The sequence below is a fragment of the Pectobacterium parmentieri genome (genome assembly GCF_001742145.1).
Taxonomy (GTDB): domain Bacteria; phylum Pseudomonadota; class Gammaproteobacteria; order Enterobacterales; family Enterobacteriaceae; genus Pectobacterium; species Pectobacterium parmentieri.
Map to the genome: position 1 here is coordinate 2,431,277 of NZ_CP015749.1, position 25,460 is coordinate 2,456,736.

Below are 25,460 nucleotides of genomic sequence, written 5' to 3' on the forward strand. Positions count from 1 at the left end.
CCGTGGCGCTCAACCTGCTTTTTTCAATTCATTGGCCGTTATCGGTACATGCAGACTCAATAACGCCTTCAGTTCGGGGATACAGGAACCACAGTTAGTGCCGCATTTCAGCGTGCCGCCTAATTCCGCCACGCTGTGGCACCCTTTACGAATCGCGCCAACAATGATCGCTTCGCCAACGCTATAGCAACTGCAAATCGTTGCACCTTGCTTCACTTGCCCTTGCGGTGCCTGACCGGCTAGCAGCGCCTGACGCTCGTGCGGTAGTTTCGGTGGCGTGATAAACGCCTGACGCACCGCATCGCTGTCGATACACAGCACCTGTGTACTGACGTAGCAGGCAAGAACCACGTGACCCTCGCGCCAACCAATCAGATGAAATACGCCGTTGCCCTGCGCAATCTGACATTGCATATCTTCCAATCCATAATGCTCAGTCAGCCATGCCTGCCAGTCGTTTACCGGTGCGTAGTCGGCAAACAGATACTGCGTCACGCCCTCATGAGGCACTTTGCTCCAATACGTCGCAGGCGGCGGCAAAACATCATGCTCTGCGGGTGGTGTTAACGACGCTGAAGCCGGTTCGTCGGCAAAAAATAGCGTGGCCTGCCAGGCGGTATGCCAGGGTTGGATACGCACCCGACTGTGCTTGCTTTCCGGCTGGCCGGAATAAGGATCGGTAATCGGGGCAACTAAACTGTCGGCCCGCGCCTGAGCGCTGAACTGTTGATTCCAGTGCATCGGCACGAACACGCTACCGCGCGCCTGCCCGGAGTCGAGGCGTGCCCGCGCCAACATCCAGCCATGAACCGATGACAAACGTACCAAATCACCGGCCTGAATAGCATGAGTCTGTGCATCCTGTGGGTGCAGCTCGCAGTAAGGTTCGCTGATATGACGCATCAGACGGGTGGCTTTACCGGTACGCGTCATGGTGTGCCACTGATCGCGAATGCGTCCGGTGTTCAGCACCAGCGGATACGCCGCGTTCCACGGACTTTGCGGTAGCACAGGTGCTACCGCCACCAGACATGCCTTGCCATCCACATGCCAGAATCGACCATCGTCACCCAGTCGCACACGCCCGTGCGGAAATGCCGTATTCACCGGCCACTGTATCGGTTCCAACTGCTGCCACCGCTGATTGCTGAGCGTTGCCAGCCCGCTGATATCAAATGCACGACTACCGTTATTCTCAAATCCCGACAGCGCCGCATGTTCGCGGAAAATCTCTGCGGGATGCTGATAAGCGAACGCGTCGGCAAATCCCATGCGCTGTGCAACCTGACTTAACATCCACCAGTCGGCTTTGGCCTCCCCCGGCGCAGGCAGAAAGGCACGTTGACGAGACAACCGGCGTTCGGAATTGGTCACCGTACCGTCTTTTTCCCCCCAGCCTAACGCAGGGAGCAAGATATCGGCGGTTTCTGCGGTATCGGTATGGCGCATTACCTCGGAGACGATCACCAGCGGGCAGCGCTCCAGCGCCTGTTTCACGCGATCGGCATCCGGCATCGATACCACCGGATTGGTGCCCATAATCCACACGGCTTTAATGTCGCCACGTTCAACCGCGCGGAACAGGTCCACCGCATTCAAGCCGGGCTGTGTCGCTACGTTATCGCTCTGCCAAAAGCGCCCCACGCGCTCGATATCCTGCGGCGTAAATCCCATATGACTGGCAAGCTGATTAGCCAGTCCGCCGACTTCCCGACCGCCCATGGCATTTGGCTGTCCGGTTATCGAAAAGGGACCACTGCCGGGTAAACCAATTTTCCCGCTCAGCAGATGAGCATTGATAATCGCATTACATTTATCGCTGCCGGAAGACGACTGATTAACACCCTGCGAGTAGAGCGTGACCACCTTCTCGCTGGTGCTGAACAAGTGGTAGAAACACGCGATATCGGCTTCATCCAATTGACAGAAATTCGCCACCTGCGCCACCGACCATGCCTGCGCTGACTGTAGTGCTTCCTCCACGCCAGAAAAGCGCTCAGCCAATGCGACGAGATCGATACGCGAGTCCTGTGCAATCCAATGCAGCAGGCCGTTAAACAGCCCGGCATCGCTGCCAGGCTGGAGCGGTAAATGCAAATCGGCGATATCGCAGGTTGCGGTGCGTCGCGGATCGATCACCACCACCTGCATCTGCGGCCGCTGCCGTTTCGCCTGTACCAACCGCTGATACACCACCGGATGCGCCCAGGCGGTATTCGAGCCCACCAACACCACGACATCTGCCTGTTCGATATCTTCATAGTTACAGGGAACGGCATCCGCCCCCAATCCGCGCTTGTAGCCAATCACCGCCGACGCCATACACAGGCGTGAGTTGGTGTCCATATTAGCGACGCCAATAAAGCCCTTCATCAGCTTGTTGGCAACGTAATAATCCTCCGTCAACAACTGACCTGAACCGTAAAACGCCACCGACTGCGGGCCGTGCTGCTGCATGGTCGCCAGCAGTCGTTCGGCTACCGTATCGAGCGCCTGCTCCCAGCTAACGCGACGACCTTCCACCAGCGGCCACAGCAATCTGCCTTTCAAATCCAGCGTCTCTCCCAGCGCGGAACCTTTGACGCACAAACGCCCAAAATTGGCCGGATGTACCGGATCACCACTGATCTTTACCGCACCTTGCCCATCGAGTTCTGCCAGCACACCACAGCCGACGCCACAATACGGGCAGGTTGTCCGACAGACGCGCGCATTCATGATGCTTTCGCCATATCATTGTCTGCCAGAGCGACACTGTCAGGCACGGCCAAGGGTTGACGGCATACCCAGATCTCGTCGTTTTCCACGCGCACCGGCCAGGCGCGAACATACAACGCACTGTCATCCGTGCTTACGCCATCTCGTAGCTTGAAGCGTTTTTTGTACAGCGGAGAAATCACCACCGGTTCGCCCGCCACGTCACCGATCAACCCACGCGACAACACATTCGCCCCGCTACCCGGCTCATGGTTTTCCAACGCGTACACCTGCTGCTCGCTGTCCGGCAAATGGAACAGTGCGATCTGCTGCTGCCCAAGGCGAGCCGCCATGCCGGCATGACGCGGAATATCACCCAGCGTCGCGACCTGTACCCATTCCGCTTCGTGCACGGCAGGTTTCAGGACAACGGGGGCTGGCGATATCACTTTCTCCTCATCGTGCGCCGGACGGATCTGCCCGCGTTCCGGTACCATCACCACCGCTTCATCCGGGCTGTCACTGTTCAGGAAGCCACGGAACAACGCCAGACGCTCCGGGCTTTCCAGCGTGGTTTGCCATTCGCACTGGTAGGCCTCTACTACGCGCTGCATCTCTTTATCTAACTCTTCGCCGATATTCAGACTGTCTTCCAGAATCACCTGACGCAGATAGTCGATACCGCCTTCCAGATTATCCATCCAGGTGCTGGTACGCTGGAGGCGATCGCCGGTGCGGATATAGAACATCAACACCCGATCGATAGTACGCAGCAGGGTTTCGGTATCCAGATCGCTGGCAAAGAGGTCCGCATGGCGCGGTTTCATCCCACCGTTGCCGCAGACGTAGAGGTTCCAGCCTTTATCGGTAGCAATCACGCCGATATCTTTGCTTTGTGCCTCCGCACATTCGCGGGTACAGCCAGATACCGCCATTTTGACTTTATGCGGCGAGCGCAGCCCCTTGTAACGGTGCTCCAATTGGATTGCCAGCCCGGTGGAGTCCTGCACGCCGTAGCGACACCAGGTCGATCCCACGCAAGATTTCACGGTACGCAGCGATTTACCGTAGGCATGGCCGGTTTCAAACCCAGCATCGATCAGTTCACGCCAGATCGCCGGAAGCTGTTCCAATCGTGCACCAAATAAATCCACCCGCTGGCCGCCAGTGATCTTGGTGTACAGGTTATAGCGCTGCGCCACTTGACCGATGGCGATCAGCCCTGCCGGGGTGATTTCCCCTGCCGGCACGCGCGGCACCACCGAATAGGTGCCATCTTTTTGGATGTTGGCAAAGAAACGATCGTTGGTATCCTGCAACGGCAGATGCTGCGGTTGCAGCAGATAGTCATTCCAGCAGGAGGCCAGCATCGACCCTACCAGTGGTTTACACACTTCACAGCCTAAACCATGACCGTAACGTTCAAGCAGGCTGTCGAACGAGCGGATCTCATGCACGCGGATCAGGTGATACAGTTCCTGACGCGAATAGGCAAAGTGCTCGCAAATGTCCTTCTTCACTTCGACACCCAGTTGTGTCAGTTCGTACTCCATCACCTGTTTAAGCAGCGGTACACAGCCGCCGCAACCGGTCCCCGCTTTGGTGCAGGTTTTCAGCGCACCCAGCTCGCCGCAGCCGCCCGCTACCGCAGTGGAGATATCGCTTTTGCTGACGTTGTGGCAGGAACAGATCTGTGCGCTGGCGGGTAAAGCCGCCACGCCCAGCCCTTTCGGTGCATCACCAGAACGTGCAGGTAAAATCAGTCCTTCCGGCTGTGCAGGCAACGGCATATCGTTAAGCATCATTTGCAACAGCGTACTGTAATCACTGCTGTCGCCAATCAGTACCGCCCCCAGTAAATGCTTACCGTCGGCAGACACCACGATTTTCTTGTAGACTTCGTTCGGGCCATCCGTCCACTGGTAGCTTTGGCTCCCCGCGGTGCGCCCGTGCGCATCGCCAATCGACGCGACTTCCACGCCCAGCAGCTTCAATTTGGTACTCATATCTGCGCCAGTGAATGGCGTATCACGCTGAGCCAGCGTATCCGCCACGCTACGAGCCATTTGGTAGCCCGGTGCTACCAGCCCGAAAATCTGACCTTTCCACAGCGCGCATTCGCCGATAGCGAAAATCGCGTCGTCGGAAGTTTGGCAACGATCGTCAATCACAATGCCACCGCGTGGGCCTTTCTCTAAATCGCAGCTATCCGCCAGCTTATCGCGTGGGCGAATGCCCGCGGAAAACAGCACCAGATCGGTTTCCAACACGCTGCCGTCGGCAAAGCAGAGACGATGCAGCGCCTGTTCGCCGTCGGTAATTTCACGCGTTTCTTTGCTGATGTGAATCTGTACGCCCAGCGCCTCGATCTTGCGCCGCAGCATCGAGGCACCGCCGTCATCCAACTGCACCGCCATCAGGCGTGGTGCAAACTCCACCACATGGGTGTCCAGCCCCAACTGGCGCAGGGCGTTGGCGGCTTCCAGCCCCAGTAAACCGCCACCAATCACCACGCCGGATGTAGCCTTTTTCGCCTGCGCCGCAATCGCGTCCAGATCGTCCAGCGTGCGATAAACCAGACAACCGGGGCGCGTATTGCCGGGGATCGGTGGAACAAACGCGTAAGAACCCGTTGCCAACACCAGTTTGTCGTAGGCGGTTTCTCGGCCCAACGCATCGCATACGCACTGACGTTCACGATCGATAGCCACGATCTCGCTGGCGCTGCGCAGCTCAATGCCGCTCTCGGCAAAAAAACCGTCCTTTACCAGCGACAGCGAGGCGGCGCTGCGCCCAGAAAAATACTCGGAGAGATGAACGCGATCGTAGGCTTCATGGCGTTCTTCGCCAAAGACGACGATGTGGTAATGCTGGTGCAGGTCACGTTCAACCAGTTGTTCAAGAAAATAGTGGCCGACCATACCGTGGCCTACGACCACCAAAATAGGTTTGCTCATGACAGGGATCCTTACAGCTTGAGGCTGTGAGTCAGAATCAGGGGAAGAAAGACCGAAAAGCAGCGAGGCAGGCGGTATCATCTCGCCTTCAGTGGTGCTCTCCATCGCAGCTAGCAAACGTGAGCTGTCGTCAGTGTCGCCATACAGCAGGACACCGCACAGCCGACCGTCGCGCAGGAGCAGACGACGATAGTGCTGCGTCTGCGGATCAAAAGTGGTGTACACCTCATCATTCGGTGCAACGTTAATATCACCGCCGCTGACTACACCAATTCCTGTGACTTTCAGCCGCGTCGTCGCCTGTTCACGCTGATAGTCTTGCGGTGTATGTCCAGCAAGGCGCTCAGCCACCAGCGTGGCATGGGCGAAGCACGGGGCAACCAGCCCGACGATTTCGCCATTGAGCTCACAGCATTCACCGATCGCACTGATATAGGGATCGGCAGTTTGCAGTTGTCCGTCCACCAGCACACCACGATTGCAGGGCAAGCCACACTCACGAGCCAACTGGCTGGCAGGGGTCACGCCAGCGGTCACCACCACCAGTCCGGCGGGGATCGTGCGGCCATCCGCCAGCGCGACCGCCGTTACGCCGTGTGCATCACCGTGCAGCGCAGCAACCTGCACATCCGTCTCACAGGCAATACCGCGTGCGCGCAAGTTGTCGCACAGCAAGTCGCTCGCCGTGGCATCCAGTTGGCGCTCCATTAAAATGGGAATGCGATGCAGTAACGTAACGTCAGCACCACGCAGTCTTAGCGCCGCAGCCGCCTCAATACCGAGCAGACCACCACCAATCACTACCGCAGGAACGGACTGGCGAATCGTCGCCAGCATCAGTTCAACATCATCCAGCGAGCGGAAACCGCACACGCCAGCCAGATCGATACCCGGCATCGGTGGCATAAACGGCGTAGAACCGGTCGCCAGCACCAAATGATCGTAATGCATCTGCCGTTGCGTCGTTGTCACCTCACGCGCCTGGCGATCGATATGGGTGACCCGTTCACCCAACAGATAACTCACCGGCAGCGCCGCATCATCGTCGATAGCCGCCGGCGTCAGCAGCGTATCCGTAAACGCTTTTTCGCCGCTCAACACCGGCGACAGCAGGATGCGGTTATAGCTGGCGCGCGGTTCATCACCAATCACGGTGATTCGGTAGCGCGTCGCGGCCAGTTGCCGCAGCACATCGACAAATCGCGCGCTCGCCATCCCGTTACCAATCACTATCAGATGCGGTTTCATCATCGTTATGGCCTCGCTATCAGGCTGCTTTAGGCTGTTTTTCATAGAGGAAATGCAGCACCTGCTGACGGTAGTGGTGGTAGCGAGGGTCGTCGGCCAGCGCAACGCGTGAACGTGGACGTTCCAGTTCGACCGTCATAATCTCACCCACCGTCGCCGCCGGGCCGTTGGTCATCATCAGCACGCGATCCGACAGCAGCACCGCTTCGTCTACGTCGTGCGTAATCAGTACAATCGTGGTCTGCAAACGCTGCTGAATCTCCATCACCGCATCCTGAAGATGCGCACGGGTCAGCGCATCCAACGCGCCAAACGGTTCATCCATCAGCAGCACTTTCGGCTTCATGGCCAGCGCGCGGGCGATACCCACACGCTGCTTCATCCCGCCGGAAATCTCATTCGGCCGCTTGTTCAACGCATGCCCCATGTGTACCAGCTCCAGATTGTGGGCAATCCATTCGTGCATCTCATGCTTGTTCATCTGCCCACGAAACACCTGCCGTACCGCTAGCGCGACGTTTTCGTAGGTGGTCAACCACGGCAGCAGAGAATGGTTCTGAAAAACCACGCCGCGCTCCGGTCCCGGTCCGTCGATTTCGCGGTTGTCGCACAGTAGGCCGCCGCTGCTCGGCAGCGTCAGACCGGCAATCAGGTTCAATAACGTAGATTTGCCGCATCCGGAGTGACCTATCAGGCTGATCGTCTCTCCGGTGTGAATATCAAAACTCACCTGATCCAGCGCCAGAAATTCACCGCTAGCGGTATTGAAACGCTGGCTCACCTTTTGCACTTGAATAATCGGTGTTGTACGCATCGTCGACTCCTTAGCGGTTGTCATAGCTGAAACGGTTAGCAATCCACACCAGTCCCTGCTCAAGCAGCAGACCAATAACGCCAATGACCACGATGGCGATGATGATGTTTTCTACATTCAGGTTGTTCCATTCGTTCCAAATCCAGAAGCCGATGCCCACACCGCCAGTCAGCATTTCTGCCGCTACAATCACCAGCCAAGCGACGCCAATCGACAGGCGCACGCCCGTTAACACGTTAGGCAGCACCGCAGGCAACAGAATTTTGTGCATGATGGTGAATTCGGAGAGCTTCAGGACGCGCGCTACGTTCAGATAATCCTGTGGGATACGTCGCACGCCTTCGGCAGTATTGAGGATCATCGGCCAGATGGAGCAGATAAAAATGGTCCAACTGGATGCCGGTTCCGCACGCTGGAACAACAGCAGGCCAATCGGCAACCACGCCAGCGGGCTAACCGGACGCAGCAGCGAAATGATCGGGTTGAGCATGTTGGCCAGAAAGGTAAAACGGCCAATCAGGAAGCCAGCGGGAATACCCACCAGCGCCGCCAATCCGAAACCGATACCCACGCGTTGCAGCGAGGCTAATACGTTCCAACCGATGCCCTGATCGTTCGGCCCTGCGATGTAAAACGGATCGGCGAAGAGGCTGAGCGCCGCAAGCCAGGTCGTCCACGGCGTCGGGAAGTTCTCGCTGTTGAGCGCAGCAATCTGCCAGACGGCAACCAACAGCCCCAGCCCCAGTACCGCCGGGAAAAGCTGTTGAAACAGCTTACGCAGCAGCGGGCGGTAGGCGAAAACGGGAGTCGCTGACGCTTTCTCAGGCGTCACTGGTTTGGTTGGCAGCGGCGTAATTTCGGCGCTGTGTACGGTTTTAGGGGCGTTATCCGCGGTAATTGGAATGACCTGGGCCTGGTTTTTCATCATCAACCTCACTTATTTCTTCACGCTAAAACTGTTGGCATAACCCGCCGGATCGCTACCATCCCAGCGACGACCATCGATGAGCACGCTGCTGCGCATATCGCTACCGGGCAACGACACATTTCCCACGGCTTCGGCCGCCTGTTTGTAGATATCAACACGGTTAACCTGCTTCGCGACGGCCAGGTAGTCCGGATCTTCGGTGAGCAAGCCCCAGCGTTTATGCTGGGTGAGGAACCACATCCCATCGGACAGATACGGGTAGTTCACCGAACCATCGTGGTAGAAACGCATCGCGTGTTCGTCTTTCCAGCTTTTGCCTAATCCGTTTTCGTACTGACCCAGCATGCGCCCAACGATGGTTTCTTCTTTGGCATTGATGTAGGCGCGTCCGGCGATCACACCGGCTGTCTCACGGCGGTTGTCGTCAGAAGCATCAATCCAGCGCGAGGCATCAAGAATTGCGGCGGTCAGCGCACGAGCACTATTCGGGTTGCCGTTTACCCAGTCGGCACGGGTACCCAGCACTTTTTCCGGGTGATCCGGCCAAATGTCTTGCGAGGTGGCGGCGGTAAAGCCGATTTTTTCGCTGATGGCACGCTGGTTCCACGGTTCGCCGACGCAATAGCCGACCATGTTGCCAATCTTCATGTTCATCACCATCTGCGGCGGCGGCACCACTACGGTGCGCACATCGTTCAACGGATGAATTCCGGCGGATGCCAGCCAGTAGTAGAGCCACATCGCGTGCGTGCCGGTCGGGAAGGTTTGCGCGAAGGTGTAGGTGCCCGCCGGGCTGGCAGCAACATACTTTTGCAGTGCAGCAAGATCGGTGACGTTGGCTGCGCGCAGTTGGTTCGCCAGCGTAATCCCTTGTCCGTTCTGGTTGAGCGTCATCAGTGCCGCCATGTTGCTCTGCGACCCGGATAGCCCCATTTGCAGGCCGTACAGTTGACCATACAGAATGTGCGCAGCATCCAATTCGCCCGATACCAGCTTGTCGCGTACCGCTGCCCAACTGGCTTCTTTGCTGGGAACGATAGTGATACCGTATTTCTTATCGAAACCTTTCACTGCCGCCATCACGACCGAGGCGCAGTCCGTTAACGGAATGAACCCAACCCGAATTTCCTTTTTCTCCGGCGCATCGGAACCCGCAGCCCAGGCGCTACTCATTAATCCTGGCAGCATCAGGCTGCCTCCCAGTGCGGCGCTCCCCAACAGAAATTGGCGGCGAGAGACGGTCATGCTTTTGGTTTTGGAATCACTCATCAACGACACCCTTACGCAAAACACCCTTTCAGGCGGTAAAAACAAAAACGGCGTCCACAAGCCCATGCAGGATCTGCACGCTTATGGACGCCGTTGTCCGATTAACACCTTCCGCACCGCCGTTGGCCCGAAACGCATTATGAATGTTTGGTTGTTGCTAATGAGTTAAAGCAAGGTTTGTGCCAGCTATCACACTTTTACGTATTCACGAGAGGGATTGTTTAATCGAGAGGTGAATTGAAATTTCGATAACAATATGTAATTTAAGGTTATTATTTCGTGCGCCAGAATATTGCCATTTCTATGCTACGTCGTAGCACGCGCCCGACACGGGGCGCTCAGCCGCCGCCGCCCCGTGACCCGTGGCTTTTTCGCGAGAAATAACGTCGCTACGCGATACCTTCAGAAAAAACAGTCTCTTAACGGACCGTCGTTGACGCGAATACTCGTCCCATAAACGGAACTCGCCCTACGGGCCAGCACACGTGCTGTTCAAAAACGTCTTTAACGTTTTTGTCCGACGCGGCAACGGCTTTCGCGGCTTCCATGCCGCTCATCCTAAGCCTGTTTTTCCTTCAGCGTTATTTACGCTCATCACAGCACAACAACAGTGAGAGCCAACCAATATCATTGGCGCACGAAGCCACCACCCACAACCATTGACTGCACGATTTCCTCTTCACAAGACGGCGTCTTGCACCGCCAGCAAGCAGAACACGCACAGTTCATGTGCATATACCTCTTAAGGGGTATCCTCGAATACATCTGCCACCGCGAGCATCGCTGTGGCGATTTCAATCAGTTTTTTATTCTGGCTCATCGCCATGCGGCGCAGGGTTTTGTAAGCCTCTTCTTCGCTTAATCCACGGTGTTGCATCAGCAAGCCCTTCGCACGATCGATCTGTTTTCTTTCATTCAACGTGGCACGCAGCGCGGCCAATTCGTGATCCTGCTCCTGCAAGCGCCGCGACTGTTGCTGCACCAGCGACAGCAGCGATCGCCCCAACTGTGGGCTGACGCCATCGCTATGTAGCCAGCCAGGCTGCGCGTTTTGCCCTTCCACGTCATGCCCTGCAATAAATATCGAATAACCTGAATCATCGCTTTCCTGCTGTGCCATCAACGCTTCAAAATCCGCCTGCTGATCGCTGCACGCCTTCTCCGCCGCCGCAATACGAGTACGGCAACGCTGCATCAGCGTGTTTTCCAGCTCATCTTCCATCTGCTTCATTTCATCGATGCGTCGCGTGGCAATCGAAAACCAGTGCAGGCTATCCGCTTCCGATAGTTTTTCTATCGGGCTGCGAGTACACACAATGCGGCGCAGACGTTCAAACTCGCTGTCCACCGCGATGGTGCACCAGCGCTGCTGGCTTTCTTCGTCACTAAAATTCAGGAAGGTATCAAAACAGCGCTCCTGCCGTTCAATTAAATCCAGCAGCTTTTGCCGGGTATCTTCATCGACTCTACCCCTCGCATAGGCCGCCGCACCGACAGCACGCTCCTGCCCCGCCAGTTCTTTACCCTGCATAAAGCTAAACATGGCAATCAACGCACGGGAAATCCCCGGATCGGCCGCCGTGTCCGACACCTCAAAAACCAGCGCCAATAGGTTACGGATAATGTCGTTGAAAAACGTCATCGCTTGCGGCTGGGGCAGCAAACGCTGGCGAATCTGCTGGCGCAATGCGGGCAGCAGACTCAGCGCATAAACCACGCTGGCAACACGGCTGAATAGGCGACTCGCCTGCGACAATTCCGCCGTCATTTTTTCCAACCCGGTCAGATGCGCCATCAAATGCGCCTGCGCTGCCCGCACGTCTTTTTCACGTAGCACCAGCTCGTCGGCGAAGAACCGTCCATCGGAGCAAAGAAACAGGTTGGCCGTTCCTCGCTCACGCTGCAATAGATGCACAAGCTGGCTGATTTTCCCTACCAGCTCACCGCTTTGCAGCAGGTAGCGCAGACTGTTTAGCTCACACTGGCGCGAGGCAAGTAAAAATCGAATTGTTGTTGAAGGCTCCGCTACCATCGCTGTCTCTCCTGAAAAAACCACCTTTAGGAATATGCAATTAGTGCGCCAGTTACATCAGCCCACGGCAGGCAAGCGGCAAGAGCCAGTTGTACTCACTGTGGCAGCCGCTTTCGTGCACTTTTCACCTTAATTTTTAAACTCCGTTGCTAAACCTTCCCGATCCCAAAAGGTACTCTCCTCACCGTTACTAAAACGGTTTTATAGCCAAGATACTGACGCTTACCCGGAAACAGAAAGAACCGCAGTAAAAGTCACATCGTAGCTATGCCACAGCCCACAGGAGCGCATGAACATGGCGAATTTATCTGAACAAGAAAGCTGGATTGATGGGATTTATCAGCTTGAAACATCGGACCCGGTTGTCGCGGGCCCAGGGGGAATTTCCAACCGTCAGGCTGAGCAGTTGGCCAGCCGCACGGCTTACCTGAAAAAAATGCAGGAAACGACGGGCGATAATTTGCAAAAGCATCTCGCGGCCAGCGATCCGCATTCGCAATACGCCCCCAAAAATAGCCCAGCGCTAACGGGAACGCCCACCGCGCCAACCACAGCGCAAACGGCAAATAACACACAGATTGCCACTACGGCCTTTGTGAAATCGGCCATTGCTGCATTGGTTAATGGTTCTCCAGCAGCATTGGATACGCTGCAAGAGCTGGCTAAAGCGTTGGGCAATGATCCAAGCTTCAGCACAACGGTGCTAAGTGCAATTGCGGAGGTGAAAACAGACGCGACCAATAGGCTGAATGCTCATGCTTCCATCCTCGATGCGCACCCTCAATATGCCCCAAAAGCGAGTCCAGCATTCACAGGAAAGCCAACCGCCCCGACAGCAGCACCCGGTGCGAATGACACACAACTGGCAACCACAGCCTTTGTGAAAGCGGCAGTGACGGCGTTGGTCAATGGTTCACCTGCGGCGCTCGATACGCTGCAAGAACTAGCGAATGCGTTGGGAAATGATCCAAACTTCAGCACAACCGTACTGAATGCACTGGCTGGGAAGCTGGCAAAAGACCAGAACGGGGCGGATATTCCAGATAAAGCGAGTTTTCTGTCAAGTCTCAAGTACCGTGGCAGATTAGCCAATGGTGAAACATTCGCGGCGTGTAACAAGAATGGTATTTATCTGGTAGCGATTAGTGACGGACTCTCAGTTACAGATATGCCCACAAATATTCGGGGAGATATTCTGTATTCATATGGTTTTTTATTTGTTGAAGAAATCTCGGGGGTCATTAGTCAGACATATTTACCTCATAGGGGACCTATCGCAACGCGTCAAAACTGGGATGGCGTTAGCTACTCTCTGGGCTGGAACGTAATGCTGGATGGGATAGACAACAAACCAACTGCAACGGACATTGGCGCGCTTCCAATCACAGGAGGCGTGCTATCGGGAGGGATTAGATTAAAAGGGGGGAATTTAGATCTCCCAATTAATGATGCTGTTGTTGGAGTATTGCCCGGAGATAGCTACAGACAGATGTTGTCATTAGCAAGTGATGATACGGTTGTCGTTGGTAACCCTATTAGTTCAATGGTTATTAATACCAAAGACAATCTATATATTCGCACTGACTGGGGCCCATGGCATCCCGCATATCACGCAGGGAACTTAACCCCTACCACGATTGGCGCTATGTCAATAAGCGAACTGGCTGGCATCCCACTTCCGTTCCCCGGCGCTGTCGCCCCCGCAGGCTGGTTGAAATGCAATGGCCAGGCATTTGATAAATCACTGTATCCGATTTTGGCATCCCTCTACCCATCCGGTGTATTACCAGACCTGCGCGGCGAATTCGTGCGCGGCTGGGATGATGGGCGCGGCGCTGATGCCGGGCGTGCGTTGTTGTCAGCACAAGGAGATGCAATTAGGAATATTGTTGGGACAATCGGTCAGCTAAACGACCGCGTTAACACAACAGAAACAGCCGGAGTTTTTGATGCTAATAAATACACTGGGGCGCATGCAGGATTGGCTGGCGGAAACGGAGGCAGAATTGTCACATTTGATGCGTCAAAAATCGTCCCAACAGCAAACGAAAACCGTCCCCGCAATATCGCCTTTAACTACATCGTGAGAGCAGCATAATGAGCAATTATATGAGCAACTATTCAACACAAATTAAAAACGCAGAACTGAACGAACACGGCTTAGCCATCAACGCAGGCTGGATCACGGTTTATCACGTTAATCCGGCTACGCGTGAATATCAGAGCGCCAGCTATGAATATGTGATGCAGGGTGTTGGTCTTCCTGCCGATAGCTATGCCGATGAACCGCAATTGCCGCCGGTTGGACACGCTCTGCGCCGTTCCGCTAATGGCACATCGTGGGAACAGGTGCCGGACTATCGAGGCCAGACAGTTTACAGCACGGAAACCCGCCAGTCGCAGGCGGTGATGCAATTCGGTGAATTGCCTGAAAACATGACGTTTCTGGCTCCTGCAACCGAATTTGATCAGTGGGATGGGACGACCTGGGTGACAAACGTCGAGGCACAACAGCTTGCCGCGACCAAAAACCTACAGCAGGAACTGGCGGCACGACGCGCGACAGCAAATAGCCGGATTACCGAATTGAGCTACGCAGTGGACCTAGCCATTGCCACGGATGAAGAGCAAGAACAGCTCACCCAGTGGAAAATTTATCTGGTCGCGCTGAGCCGCATTGATCTCACCGCCGTATCTGTTGTGTGGCCAGAAGCGCCTTCCGTCTAATCGGCAACACCAGCAATTCATTACATAAATGAAGTGTGCTGTATTGAGCATACGGCACACTTACATCATTTCAATCTCTTTAGACAGGATGTTCTGATAATTCCCCATTATTACTCATCAACAAATGTAAAATTTAATAAAAAATGAAACTGTTATATTTATCAATTTCAAATCTGTACTAATTAAACTTACGCCTCACTTTAATATCGAATTAACATCAAAATAAAAAACCAATGTATTATTTAAATTGGAATTAAATACCTTTAAATTTTAAAAATTAAAATATAAAACCAAAAATCCAACATTAAAGCTAAAAACCACGAATCGAAAAACTGCACTATTTATTCGTTATTTTTTTCCGCTATAATCCCCGCACGTTTCACTCACTATTTATTCTTATCTCACTTCAATCAGTGAAGTTAATTTCTGGCGAATGCAAATGCCGTCGGCAGTAATTTATTCGAATTTCATTCATCACTATTTATTCCGACAAGCATCGGAATAACTGCATTTTCCTGCCTGAAGCTAGGAGCGTAACATGTTTGATGTCGTCGAGCTGTCGCGGCTGCAATTTGCCCTGACTGCCATGTACCACTTTCTTTTCGTCCCGCTGACGCTGGGATTGTCTTTCCTGCTGGCCATTATGAACACCACATACGTGTTAACCGGCAAGCAAATCTACAAAGATATGACCAAATTCTGGGGCAAGCTGTTCGCTATCAATTTTGCACTGGGTGTGGCAACCGGCCTGACGCTGGAATTCCAGTTCGGTACTAACTGGTCTTACTATTCTCACTATGTGGGCGATATTTTTGGCGCGCCGCTGGCGATGGAAGGGCTGATGGCGTTCTTCCTGGAATCCACGCTGGTTGGTCTGTTCTTTTTCGGCTGGGATCGCCTGACCAAAGTCCAGCATATGCTGGTGACCTGGTTCGTTGCGCTGGGCTCCAACTTCTCCGCCCTGTGGATTTTGGTCGCCAACGGCTGGATGCAAAATCCGATTGCCGCCGAATTCAATTACGAAACCATGCGTATGGAAATGTTGAGCTTCGCCGAACTGGTGCTGAACCCCGTCGCACAAGTGAAATTCGTACATACCGTGGCAGCAGGCTACACCGCCGGTGCAATGTTCGTGCTGGGTATCAGTTCTTACTATTTGTTGAGGGGCAGAGATATCGCGTTTGCCAAGCGTTCGTTCGCCATTGCCGCTAGTTTCGGTTTGGCCTCGGTGCTGTCCGTCATCGTACTGGGTGATGAATCCGGTTATGTGATGGGCGATGTGCAAAAAACCAAGCTGGCAGCGATCGAAGCCGAGTGGGAAACGCAGCCCGCACCTGCCGCTTTCACGCTGTTCTCTATTCCTAATCAGGAGACGATGCAGAACGATTACGCCGTCCATATTCCTTACCTGTTGGGGTTGATTGCCACCCGTTCGCTCGACAAACCCGTCGTCGGTATTAAAGACTTGATGGCGCAGCATGAGATACGTATTCGTAACGGTATGGCAGCCTATGACCTGCTGGAGGAACTGCGCTCAGGCAACAGCGATCCCACCGTTCGCGCACGTTTTGAAGCTGCCAAGCACGATCTTGGCTACGGCATGCTGCTTAAGCGCTATACCGATGACGTTGCCAACGCCAGTGAAAATCAGATTCAGCAGGCAACAAAGGATTCGATTCCTCGCGTCGCACCGCTGTATATCGCGTTTCGCCTGATGGTGGGTTGTGGCGTGCTGATGCTCGCTATTTTTGCCCTGTCGTTCTGGAGCGTGATTCGCGGCCACATGGGGCAACGTAAATGGCTGCACCGCGTGGCGCTGTACGGAATTCCCCTGCCCTGGATCGCCATTGAATCCGGCTGGTTTATCGCTGAATACGGTCGTCAACCCTGGGCCGTCGCCGAAGTTCTGCCTACCGCTATCGCCAATTCGTCTCTGGAAGCACACGATATTCTGCTGTCGATGGGGCTGATTTGTGGGCTGTATACGCTATTTCTGGTCGCGGAACTGTATCTGATGTTCAAATTTGCTCGACTGGGGCCAAGTAGCCTGAAAACCGGCCGCTACCACTTTGAACAGCCGACAACACCGCCACGCGCCGCACCTGCGAAACCTTAATGGGAGCTACAATAATGCTGGATTATGAAACATTACGTCTGATTTGGTGGGGGTTGATTGGCCTGCTGTTCATTGGTTTCGCTATCACTGATGGCTTTGATATGGGCGTGGGCATTCTGCTGCGTCTGTTGGGAAAGAGCGACACCGAACGGCGGGTGATGATTAATGTGATTGCCCCGCACTGGGACGGTAATCAGGTCTGGCTGATCACTGCGGCGGGCGCGCTGTTTGCCGCCTGGCCGATGGTTTACGCCGCTGCTTTTTCCGGGTTTTATTTCGCAATGATTTTGGTGCTGGCGGCTCTTTTTTTCCGCCCGGTTGGCTTTGATTACCGCTCCAAGCTGGAAAACCGCCGCTGGCGTAATATGTGGGACTGGGGCATTTTCATCGGCAGCGTCGTCCCCACGCTGGTGTTTGGCATCGCACTCGGGAATCTGTTGCAGGGCGTGCCGCTGAGCGTCGATATGTATTTGCGCCTCACTTACCACGGCGGATTCTTTGGCCTGTTGAATCCGTTCGGGTTGCTAGCGGGATTAGTGAGTGTCGCCATGATCGTCACCCACGGCGCGATTTACCTGCAAATGCGCACCACCGATGCACTTCAGCGTCGCGCGCAAAAAACCGTACTGATCGCCAGCACACTGATGAGCCTGACCTTCTTACTGGCCGGCGCCTGGGTATTAACCGGCATCGACGGCTACGTGATTATTTCCGCGCTGGATAAAGCGGCACCGTCCAATCCGTTGAAAAAAGAAGTGGTCCAACAGGCCGGAGCCTGGTTAACCAACTTTACTGCGTACCCCGTGCTATGGACGATCCCTGTATTGGGTGTGGTTTTGCCGTGGTTCACGAGTCTCTTCTCACGCATGAATCGCTGCGGTTGGGGCTTTCTGACGTCGTCACTGACCGTTGTCTGCGTGATTCTGACAGCCGGGATTACGCTGTTCCCATTTGTGATGCCTTCCAGCTTTGATCCCAACGTCAGCCTGACCCTCTGGGATGCCACCTCCAGCCAACTTACGCTTCAGGTGATGACGATTTTGGCCTGCATTTTTGTCCCCACCATCCTGATTTATACCAGTTGGTGTTATTACAAAATGTTTGGCCGGATCGACGCACGCTACATCGAAGAAAATAAGCATTCCGTTTACTAACGATTTTGAGGAGAAAGAAGATGTGGTATTTCGCCTGGATACTCGGCACGCTGCTGGCCTGCGCGTTCGCACTGGTCACCGCATTAGCCGTAGAGAATCATGAAGCGGGGAAAGACGCGTAGCTAAAACATCGTGTTGACACCCTCTCGCTTTTGACAGGCCTTTTTCTCTACGAGATTAATGGCCTGTCGTCACTCACTCTTAGGCTATGCCTGCTCCGCCGCAATAAAGGCCGCCACATTCATCACATTGGCGGGTGGCTGATGCCGCTGCAACTGCTGCGCCATATAACGCATGTAGGGATCGATATGGGAAAAAATGGCCTTATAGCCTGCACAAAGATGGTTATGCCAATGCTTGTCAACACGATGAATACGATGCTTTGGGCAACCCCCGTGGCAAGCAAAACGGTATTCGCAACGCACGCATTCTGGCGATAGGTTGGCTTTCTGCATGCCAAACTGGCGTTGCTGCTTGCTATTAACCAACTTATCCAAACGGTCAGAGGTCAGGTTACCCAGCCGATGCGCCGGGTAAACAAAATGATCGCAACTGTAAATGTCACCATTCATCTCAACCACCAGCCCTGTGCCACAGGTCGACTGCATGACGCAGAGGCTAGGCTTGTCTCCCGCCCATGCGGCCAATGCATTATCGAACAGTTGTACAAATACCCGCCCAACATCGTGGCGCACCCAGTAATCAAAAATGGTGTTCATGAAATGGCCGTACGCTTCACCACTGACTGACCACGGCGTCACCTGCGTGTTCTCCAACGTCTGTGGATGAATTAGCTCACCATAGCGGCTATCGACTGAACGTTGTTCAACGGCGGGAATGAATTGAACGTGCTGCGCCCCCAGTTCCTGCGTCAGAAATCGATAGATCTCTAACGGGGCCTGCGCCGTTTCATTATTCACGACGGTTAACAGATTGAAATCAACCTGGTGTTGTTTCAGCACCGCCACCGCATTGATTACCCGATCAAAAACCGATTTTCCACTGTGTGTGACACGGTAGCGATCGTGTAACCACTTTGGCCCGTCTATCGACAGTCCAATCAGAAACTGATTCTCTGCTAGAAACGCAGCCCACTCCTCATCAAGCAATACACCGTTGGTTTGCATGCTGTTGCGGATGACCTTTCCCTGCGCATATTGTCGCTGATAGGCCAACGCGCGGCGGTAGAAATCGATGCCAGCCATCGTGGGCTCACCGCCCTGCCAGGTAAATTCAATTTTACCAGCGGGGTTTGCCTCAATGTACTGCCGCACGTACTGGCGCAAGATGTCATCGTCCATGTGCCGCTTCGATTGTGTGGCTTTCAGCGTTCCCTGCTCTTTCTCAAGATAGAAGCAATAGTCACAGGCAAGATTACACTGATAGCTGGTGGGTTTTGCCATCAGGTGAAAAGGTCGTTTCATCTTACCTCCCACTGGGATTGTCGTATGTCGGTGATCATCGGTTATCCGTTCACGTGAAAAGTGACCATGATCACTCTCTGGATATTTGATATTGACAGTGTCATAAAACAATGGAAATAATAATTTCAATAAAAACACAAATAAATGAAATTATTATTTCCTTAACTGCATCACAACACCAGGGGTTCTCTCATGAACAGTCTTTTCTCCGGCGCACAAAAATTGGGTAAATCGTTTATGTTACCCATTGCTGTTTTACCCGCCGCAGGGTTGCTGCTGGGTATTGGCGGCGTCTTTTCCAACCCGATTACCATTGAAACCTACGCTTTCCTCGATAACGCCGTTTTGCAGGCCATTTTCACGTTGATGAAACTGTGCGGCAGCGCCGTGTTTGATAACCTGCCCCTACTGTTTGCCGTCGGGATTGCGGTCGGGATGACCAACACCGACAGAGGAACCGCCGGGCTCGCTTCCGTATTGTCCTTTTTGGTGATGAACAAGGCCATTAACGCCATGTTGGTGATCACACATACGCTGGCGACAGATAATCTCGCCGCGCATGGACAAGCCGTGATTCTTGGTATTACGACACTTCAGACCGGCGTCCTCGGCGGTATACTTAGCGGCCTGCTCACCGCCTGGTTACACGGCCGCTATAACAAAATCGCACTGCCGGAACTGTTGGCGTTTTTCAGTGGTTCGCGCTTCGTGCCGATTGTGGCGTCATTTGCGGCGCTGTTTCTTGGCGTATTGCTCTTTTACGTTTGGCCCCCGATTCAGAGCGGTATTTCCCATCTGGGTGGGCTGGTAGAAAAGACCGGTTATATCGGCACGCTGTTCTACGGCATGATCCTTAAATGTCTTATCCCGTTCGGCCTGCACCATATTTTCTATTTACCGTTCTGGCTGACCAGCATCGGCGGAGAGCAAATGGTGAACGGTACGCTGGTACAGGGAACGCAGAAAATCTTCTTTGCGCAGTTAGCCGATCCTAGCGTGACACAATATTACATCGGTGTTTCCCGCTTCATGGCTGGCCGCTTTGCCGACTTTATGTTTGGTTTACCCGGTGCCGCACTGGCGATCTATCACTGTGCCAAGCCCGAAAACCGTGGCAAAGTCGCTGGACTGCTACTTTCCGCCGCACTGACTGCATTCGTTACCGGTATTACCGAACCGCTAGAATTTGCCTTTATGTTCTGCGCACCGCTGCTGTATCTGGTGCATATCGTCTTGACCGGTGTGGCTTTCATGCTGGCGCACGTCCTCGAAATCACTGTCGGGCAAACCTTCTCCGGCGGGCTGATCGACTTCCTGCTGTTCGGCGTCTTGCAGGGTAATGCCAAGACCAACTGGGTGTTGATGCTGCCGCTGGGCGCCGTGATGTTCACCCTTTACTACTGCTCGTTCCGCTTCCTGATTCAGTTACGCCAGTTGAAAACGCCCGGTCGTGAAGATGAATCCACCAGCGATAACGAAGCGCCAACAATCACGGGAACCGAGCGCGCTCAGGGCATCATTGCCGCACTGGGCGGGAAAGACAACATCATTGATGTGGACTGCTGCGCGACTCGACTGCGTATTACCGTTAGCGATCCCGCAAAGGTAAAAACCGACGATTTTAAAGCCTTGGGCAGCCGTGGGGCATTTGTTCGCGGGCAAGGCGTTCAGGTGGTTTATGGCCCGCATGTCACGCTGATTAAGAACGAAGTTGAAGAATTAATGGCCGTCTAACGGTTAGCAAGGATAAGAAAATGAAAGCTGTTATGTTGATGTTCGATACGCTGACCCGTAACCACCTCTCACCCTATGGTGGCGACGCGATTACGCCTAACTTTGCCCGTTTGGCACAGGAGTCAGTACAGTTCGATAACTTTTATGTCGGCAGCATGCCCTGCATGCCGGCACGGCGCGAACTCCATACCGGCAGGTATAATTTTCTGCACCGCAGTTGGGGACCGCTGGAACCGTTTGATTTCTCCATGCCGCGGGCGCTGGATAAGCACGGTATCCATACCCATATGGTGACCGACCACAAACACTATTGGCGCGATGGTGGGGCAACCTACCATACCCGCTACTCCACCTTTGAATTTATTCGCGGGCAAGAAGGCGACTGTTGGCAAGGCAAAGTTGCCAAGCCTGCCATCCACTATCAAGGCATGGAGGATGAAAACACGCGCCAGCGGCGAACCAAGCGCATCACGCAAGATTTCATCAACCGCGCTGCGATGCCGACGCAAAAAGAGCACTATACCGAGCGCACAATTCAGGCCGGACTGGACTTTATCAACAGTAATAAAGACGACGATAACTGGTTCTTGCAGATTGAATGCTTCGATCCCCATGAACCCTTCTTCGTGCCTGAAAAATATCTGGACATGTACGGTTGCAAGGCGGAAGACTTCAACGGTTGGACGCCCTACTACTGCGCGACGGAAAGCCCTGAGCATGCCGAGAAGGTGAAGAAGTTTTATCAAGCGCTGGTCACGATGTGTGATGATTATCTCGGCAAAGTGATGGACAACCTCAAGGCGAACGGGTTGTGGGACGATACCCTATTTATCGTGTGTACTGACCACGGTTTTTTGCTCGGCGAGCACCAATGGTGGGGCAAAAATATCATGCCGGTGTATAACGAAATCGCCAACACGCCTTTCTTCATTCGCGATCCGCGTAGCGGGATTCAGGGAGAGCGGCGGCAGGCGTTGGCGCAAACCATCGATATTCCTGCCACGCTGCTCGACTATTTTAACGTACCGCTGCCACCAACGATGCACGGCAGACCGCTGCGACCGGCGATTGAAAACGATAAGCCCATTCGCAAGAGCGCGCTGTACGGGTATTTTGGCGGCCACGTGAATATCACCGACGGCGAATACGTCTACATGCGCGGACCACGGCAAAATGACAAGACGGATCTGTTTGAATACACCTTAATGCCCACGCGCATCGACAGCCCGTTTGCGCTCGGTGATTTTCAGCATATGACATTGCACCCCGGATTTGATTTCACCCAGGGTGCGCAGGTCATGAAGATTCCAGCGACCTTTGGCTACCTTAATGCCTATCGCTATGGCGACAAGCTGTTCCATGTCGCTGACGACCCACGGCAGAAAGAGGCTTTGCAGGATCCGCAACGGGCGATGGCCTATGCCCAGCAGATTGCCGAATTGTTCAGGGACAATGACGCGCCGCCAGAGCTCTATTCCCGTTTCAGCCTCGACACACTGAACGCCGAACAGGAGCAGAAAGATCTGGCTCGCTATCAGCACTATCCTGAACTGTCTGGGCTGGGTGTTAGTTGCGAGCACCGTGGCGTTTATGAAGCATTGCGTTTGCTGATTAATGCAGGAAAAGTGGCCAAGCTCTCGCTCACCGCGATGCTGCAAACGATCCCTCAAACGTCCATGCTACGCGAAAGCGATATTTTCCTGATGATTGCGACGGCGTTTTCCCCAGCAGCACAGCCGGAATTGGTGTATCAGGCACGCCTTCTCCTGCGAATTGATTAACGGGGAAATGATGAACACATTAACGCTGAGTAATTCGCAGTTGACGCTGCAAGTGCATCCCAACGGCGCGGAAATGCGCAGCCTGACGGATGCTCAGCGGGAATGGCTCTGGCAGCCCGGCGATACGGGTTGGCAGAGTACCGCCCCGCTGCTTTTTCCGGTTGTCGGGCAACTCATTCATCAAGGGGTTTATCATCACGGCCAACTCTGGCCGTTGCCTGCTCATGGTTTTTTACGGCACCAGCGGTTTACGGTGATAGAGCAGCGTCAGGAAGCGCTGCACCTTCGCTGCCACAACACACCAGAAACGCTCGCGATGTGGCCGTTTCGCTGGCAACTTGATGTCCATTATGTGCTGCACGACAGACGCGTCGCGGTTCGCTATCGCTTAATCAACATGGACGACAGCACGCTGTGGTTTTCACTGGGTTCGCATCCCGGATTTGCTCTTCCTATTAGCCAAGAACCCGGTTGGCAGGTTCGCTTTTCATCCACACGCTGCCGGGGGCCGTGGCGCACCCAGAATAGGACATTGATCGTGAATGAAGTTGACCCTGCCCCGATTGCCGGGACGCTGACGTTAACGTCCGAGACATTTGCCAATGGCGCACTTTATTTCAGTCATGCGGAGCAGCAGACGATCGACGTCATTTCGCCCGCAGGAATGAGCCTGATTCGATTCTGTACCGATATGCATCCTTGGCTCGCACTCTGGTCAGAACCGGGGTCCGATTTGCTCTGTATTGAACCGCTGTTCGGGACGACAGATGCACCTGATTTCTCAGGAGAGCTACGGCACAAGCGGGGAATTTTATCGCTAGCATCGGGAGAAAACTTTGAATGTGGCTTTAACTTCACCGTCAACGCAGACGAAAAAGGAAGAGCAAGGTAAAATGCAGGGAATATTCAGCAGCGGTACGACAGGCCTGATTCAAAATCAGCACGCCCTGTGTACGATGGCGACGCAGGAATCCCCCATGAGCATCAATAAAGAAAAAGTTCGAACGTATATCGCGAATATCTTGCATGGCCTCAGCGACACGAACCAGACTATTGCTAATTACGTGCTACAAAACCCCAGTATGGTTGCCCAATTGCCGGTCAAAAAGCTCGCAGTGGAGATCGGTGTGAGTGAAGCGACCATCGTCCGGTTCTGCAAACACATCGGCTATGCTGGGCTGCTGGAGCTGAAAAGCGCGCTGAACCGTGAACTGTTTGATGACAGCGATCTGTCGTTACCCGTCACCCCCGATATTCTGATGAATGATACGCGCCACGATGTCGCACAGAAAATTGCTCTCACGGTAGACCGAGCCGTCAAAGAAACCATCGATCTGATTGATATGCAGACGATCAATCAGATAGTCAGTCTGTTTATCTCAGCACGTCGCGTTATGTTTATCGGCTTCGGTGCATCTGGCCTCGCGGCTCTGGAGGCACGTGACAAGATGAACCGTATCGGTATTGATTCCGACGCCTTTACCGATCGTTTCTCAATGACGTTAAAACTGGCGAATTTGAAGCCTGACGATCTCGTCGTCGCGTTTTCGCACTCTGGTGAAACGCCGGAAGTGGTGAATGCTTTTAAACTCGCAGAAAAAGCAGGTGCCACGCGGCTTGCGATTACCCACAGCACGCACTCGCCGCTCACGAGTTTAGGAAATTATGTGCTGTTAACCTGTGGCGAAAGTGAACGCTATCAGGGAGATTCGATTGGCACCCGTGTTTCGCAGCTTTTCATGATCGAGTTTCTCTGTACCGAGCTCACCAAGCAGAACTTTAAAGACTTTTCCAGCCAGAGCATCTCAATCAAAGCGCTGTTAATTAAAGAACGCATTAAACAACATTCAACCTGAAATCAGACGACGACATGACAACGCCCAGACAGGAAAAGACCCCGTGGTGGAGTCAGGGGAAAACCCCGGACTACCGTTTTTCATTAGCGAATGAGCGCACCTTTCTGGCGTGGATTCGTACTGCGCTGGCGTTTCTTGCGGGTGCGGTCGGTATCGATCAATTTACCGTGCACATCGATCCACTGGTGCGTCAGGGATTGGCTCTGTTGTTGGTCGTCTGCGCGGCGCTGCTTGGCGGTTTGGCCTATCGCCGCTGGGTCAGCAATGAAAAAGCCATGCGGCAGGAAAATGATATGCCGTACACGCCGATGCTGCTAATCGTGACGCTGTTTATCACCCTCATTGCTCTCGCGCTTGCCGCCATGATCCTGTTCGGGTAGCGCATGGAAACCCCTCGCGATCCGGGATTGCAGCCACAGCGAACCGGCATGGCCTGGTCCCGCACGCTGTTTGTAATGCTGATAAACAGCCTGTTGTGCTTTCGCTTGAGCATGGTAGACGACAGCCGCGCGGTGTTTGCCTGCGCCATACTGCTCTTATGCGTTTCCGCGCTAATGTCGATGCTGGCGATTGCGCGTTATCGTTTTAATGCCAGTTGCCAATCGGTGCTGTCACGCGCCAGCCACGGGCTGATCGCGCTAACATCAGCATCAATAGCGATCACCGCGCTGATGTTATTACTGCATTTCAGCGGCGTGTGGCAAGGATAGGTTTTCTGAAAGA

Annotated in this window: 18 protein-coding genes; 11 read left to right on the forward strand and 7 right to left on the reverse strand. The window is 54.0% G+C overall.

Annotation, left to right across the window (positions count from 1 at the left end; genetic code table 11):
* Nucleotides 1-9 precede the first annotated feature (9 nt).
* The 6 genes from A8F97_RS11060 to A8F97_RS11085 all read right to left on the reverse strand — a co-directional run bounded on the left by A8F97_RS11060 (nucleotide 10) and on the right by A8F97_RS11085 (nucleotide 11,945).
* Entirely contained in the window at nucleotides 10-2,718 is a 2,709-nt protein-coding gene (locus A8F97_RS11060) for a nitrate reductase (protein WP_033071156.1), read from the reverse strand.
* A complete protein-coding gene (gene nirB, locus A8F97_RS11065; protein WP_082218645.1) occupies nucleotides 2,715-6,902 on the reverse strand; it encodes a nitrite reductase large subunit NirB in 4,188 nt (1,395 codons plus the stop codon). The genes A8F97_RS11060 and nirB overlap by 4 nt, the downstream gene beginning before the upstream one ends.
* A gap of 19 nt (nucleotides 6,903-6,921) precedes the next feature.
* Nucleotides 6,922-7,716, reverse strand: a complete 795-nt coding sequence (locus A8F97_RS11070; RefSeq protein ID WP_014699188.1) for an ABC transporter ATP-binding protein — start codon at nucleotides 7,714-7,716, stop codon at nucleotides 6,922-6,924.
* 10 nt (nucleotides 7,717-7,726) lie between these two features.
* The gene (ntrB, locus tag A8F97_RS11075; protein ID WP_033071155.1) at nucleotides 7,727-8,641 is read right to left on the reverse strand and encodes a nitrate ABC transporter permease; all 915 of its coding nucleotides are present in this window, start codon (nucleotides 8,639-8,641) and stop codon (nucleotides 7,727-7,729) included.
* A 12-nt stretch (nucleotides 8,642-8,653) separates the two neighbouring features.
* Nucleotides 8,654-9,913 (reverse strand): CmpA/NrtA family ABC transporter substrate-binding protein, encoded by a 1,260-nt coding sequence (locus A8F97_RS11080; protein WP_033071154.1) that lies wholly within the window; start codon nucleotides 9,911-9,913, stop codon nucleotides 8,654-8,656.
* 742 nt (nucleotides 9,914-10,655) lie between these two features.
* Entirely contained in the window at nucleotides 10,656-11,945 is a 1,290-nt protein-coding gene (locus tag A8F97_RS11085; RefSeq protein WP_033071153.1) for a nitrate regulatory protein, read from the reverse strand.
* 295 nt (nucleotides 11,946-12,240) lie between these two features.
* Here A8F97_RS11085 and A8F97_RS11090 point away from each other — a divergent pair, with 295 nt between their 5' ends.
* From A8F97_RS11090 to cydX, 5 genes are all read left to right on the forward strand, one after another.
* Nucleotides 12,241-14,043 carry a phage tail protein gene (locus A8F97_RS11090; protein ID WP_033071152.1) on the forward strand — a complete coding sequence of 601 codons (1,803 nt, stop codon included), beginning with the start codon at nucleotides 12,241-12,243 and terminating at the stop codon, nucleotides 14,041-14,043.
* A gap of 11 nt (nucleotides 14,044-14,054) precedes the next feature.
* Entirely contained in the window at nucleotides 14,055-14,672 is a 618-nt protein-coding gene (locus A8F97_RS11095; protein ID WP_014699183.1) for a tail fiber assembly protein, read from the forward strand.
* Between the two features lie 538 nt (nucleotides 14,673-15,210).
* A complete protein-coding gene (gene cydA / locus A8F97_RS11100; protein WP_033071151.1) occupies nucleotides 15,211-16,788 on the forward strand; it encodes a cytochrome ubiquinol oxidase subunit I in 1,578 nt (525 codons plus the stop codon).
* A 14-nt stretch (nucleotides 16,789-16,802) separates the two neighbouring features.
* Nucleotides 16,803-17,942 (forward strand): cytochrome d ubiquinol oxidase subunit II, encoded by a 1,140-nt coding sequence (gene cydB, locus A8F97_RS11105; RefSeq protein WP_033071150.1) that lies wholly within the window; start codon nucleotides 16,803-16,805, stop codon nucleotides 17,940-17,942.
* 20 nt (nucleotides 17,943-17,962) lie between these two features.
* Nucleotides 17,963-18,064 carry a cytochrome bd-I oxidase subunit CydX gene (cydX, locus tag A8F97_RS11110; RefSeq protein WP_014699180.1) on the forward strand — a complete coding sequence of 34 codons (102 nt, stop codon included), beginning with the start codon at nucleotides 17,963-17,965 and terminating at the stop codon, nucleotides 18,062-18,064.
* 84 nt (nucleotides 18,065-18,148) lie between these two features.
* On the opposite strand, the gene A8F97_RS11115 is transcribed toward cydX, so the two are convergent.
* Nucleotides 18,149-19,366 (reverse strand): anaerobic sulfatase maturase, encoded by a 1,218-nt coding sequence (locus tag A8F97_RS11115; RefSeq protein ID WP_033071149.1) that lies wholly within the window; start codon nucleotides 19,364-19,366, stop codon nucleotides 18,149-18,151.
* Nucleotides 19,367-19,558: 192 nt separating this feature from the next.
* Between A8F97_RS11115 and A8F97_RS11120 the strand changes: the two genes are divergently transcribed.
* From A8F97_RS11120 to A8F97_RS11145, 6 genes are read left to right on the forward strand one after another with little or no spacing between them, the layout of a single operon-like run.
* A complete protein-coding gene (locus A8F97_RS11120; RefSeq protein WP_014699178.1) occupies nucleotides 19,559-21,100 on the forward strand; it encodes a PTS transporter subunit EIIC in 1,542 nt (513 codons plus the stop codon).
* A gap of 20 nt (nucleotides 21,101-21,120) precedes the next feature.
* Nucleotides 21,121-22,881, forward strand: coding sequence for a sulfatase (locus A8F97_RS11125; RefSeq protein ID WP_033071148.1), 1,761 nt, complete (start codon nucleotides 21,121-21,123; stop codon nucleotides 22,879-22,881).
* Nucleotides 22,882-22,888: 7 nt separating this feature from the next.
* Nucleotides 22,889-23,773, forward strand: coding sequence for an aldose epimerase family protein (locus A8F97_RS11130; protein ID WP_082218606.1), 885 nt, complete (start codon nucleotides 22,889-22,891; stop codon nucleotides 23,771-23,773).
* Complete coding sequence (locus A8F97_RS11135; RefSeq protein WP_227001607.1) at nucleotides 23,724-24,737, forward strand: MurR/RpiR family transcriptional regulator; 1,014 nt, start codon at nucleotides 23,724-23,726, stop codon at nucleotides 24,735-24,737. Before A8F97_RS11130 ends, A8F97_RS11135 begins: the two co-directional genes overlap by 50 nt.
* Before the next feature lie 14 nt (nucleotides 24,738-24,751).
* Nucleotides 24,752-25,117 (forward strand): YidH family protein, encoded by a 366-nt coding sequence (locus A8F97_RS11140; protein WP_005969796.1) that lies wholly within the window; start codon nucleotides 24,752-24,754, stop codon nucleotides 25,115-25,117.
* Between the two features lie 3 nt (nucleotides 25,118-25,120).
* The gene (locus A8F97_RS11145) at nucleotides 25,121-25,447 is read left to right on the forward strand and encodes a DUF202 domain-containing protein (protein WP_033071146.1); all 327 of its coding nucleotides are present in this window, start codon (nucleotides 25,121-25,123) and stop codon (nucleotides 25,445-25,447) included.
* Nucleotides 25,448-25,460 lie beyond the last annotated feature (13 nt).

Excerpts from the sequence above, each read along its gene's own strand:
- A8F97_RS11060 (WP_033071156.1), bottom strand. The coding sequence starts at position 2,718 with ATGAATGCGCGCGTCTGTCGGACAACCTGCCCGTATTGTGGCGTCGGC.
- nirB (WP_082218645.1), bottom strand. The coding sequence starts at position 6,902 with ATGAAACCGCATCTGATAGTGATTGGTAACGGGATGGCGAGCGCGCGA.
- A8F97_RS11070 (WP_014699188.1), bottom strand. The coding sequence starts at position 7,716 with ATGCGTACAACACCGATTATTCAAGTGCAAAAGGTGAGCCAGCGTTTC.
- ntrB (WP_033071155.1), bottom strand. The coding sequence starts at position 8,641 with ATGAAAAACCAGGCCCAGGTCATTCCAATTACCGCGGATAACGCCCCT.
- A8F97_RS11080 (WP_033071154.1), bottom strand. The coding sequence starts at position 9,913 with ATGAGTGATTCCAAAACCAAAAGCATGACCGTCTCTCGCCGCCAATTT.
- A8F97_RS11085 (WP_033071153.1), bottom strand. The coding sequence starts at position 11,945 with ATGGTAGCGGAGCCTTCAACAACAATTCGATTTTTACTTGCCTCGCGC.
- A8F97_RS11090 (WP_033071152.1), top strand. The coding sequence starts at position 12,241 with ATGGCGAATTTATCTGAACAAGAAAGCTGGATTGATGGGATTTATCAG.
- A8F97_RS11095 (WP_014699183.1), top strand. The coding sequence starts at position 14,055 with ATGAGCAACTATTCAACACAAATTAAAAACGCAGAACTGAACGAACAC.
- cydA (WP_033071151.1), top strand. The coding sequence starts at position 15,211 with ATGTTTGATGTCGTCGAGCTGTCGCGGCTGCAATTTGCCCTGACTGCC.
- cydB (WP_033071150.1), top strand. The coding sequence starts at position 16,803 with ATGCTGGATTATGAAACATTACGTCTGATTTGGTGGGGGTTGATTGGC.
- cydX (WP_014699180.1), top strand. The coding sequence starts at position 17,963 with ATGTGGTATTTCGCCTGGATACTCGGCACGCTGCTGGCCTGCGCGTTC.
- A8F97_RS11115 (WP_033071149.1), bottom strand. The coding sequence starts at position 19,366 with ATGAAACGACCTTTTCACCTGATGGCAAAACCCACCAGCTATCAGTGT.
- A8F97_RS11120 (WP_014699178.1), top strand. The coding sequence starts at position 19,559 with ATGAACAGTCTTTTCTCCGGCGCACAAAAATTGGGTAAATCGTTTATG.
- A8F97_RS11125 (WP_033071148.1), top strand. The coding sequence starts at position 21,121 with ATGAAAGCTGTTATGTTGATGTTCGATACGCTGACCCGTAACCACCTC.
- A8F97_RS11130 (WP_082218606.1), top strand. The coding sequence starts at position 22,889 with ATGATGAACACATTAACGCTGAGTAATTCGCAGTTGACGCTGCAAGTG.
- A8F97_RS11140 (WP_005969796.1), top strand. The coding sequence starts at position 24,752 with ATGACAACGCCCAGACAGGAAAAGACCCCGTGGTGGAGTCAGGGGAAA.
- A8F97_RS11145 (WP_033071146.1), top strand. The coding sequence starts at position 25,121 with ATGGAAACCCCTCGCGATCCGGGATTGCAGCCACAGCGAACCGGCATG.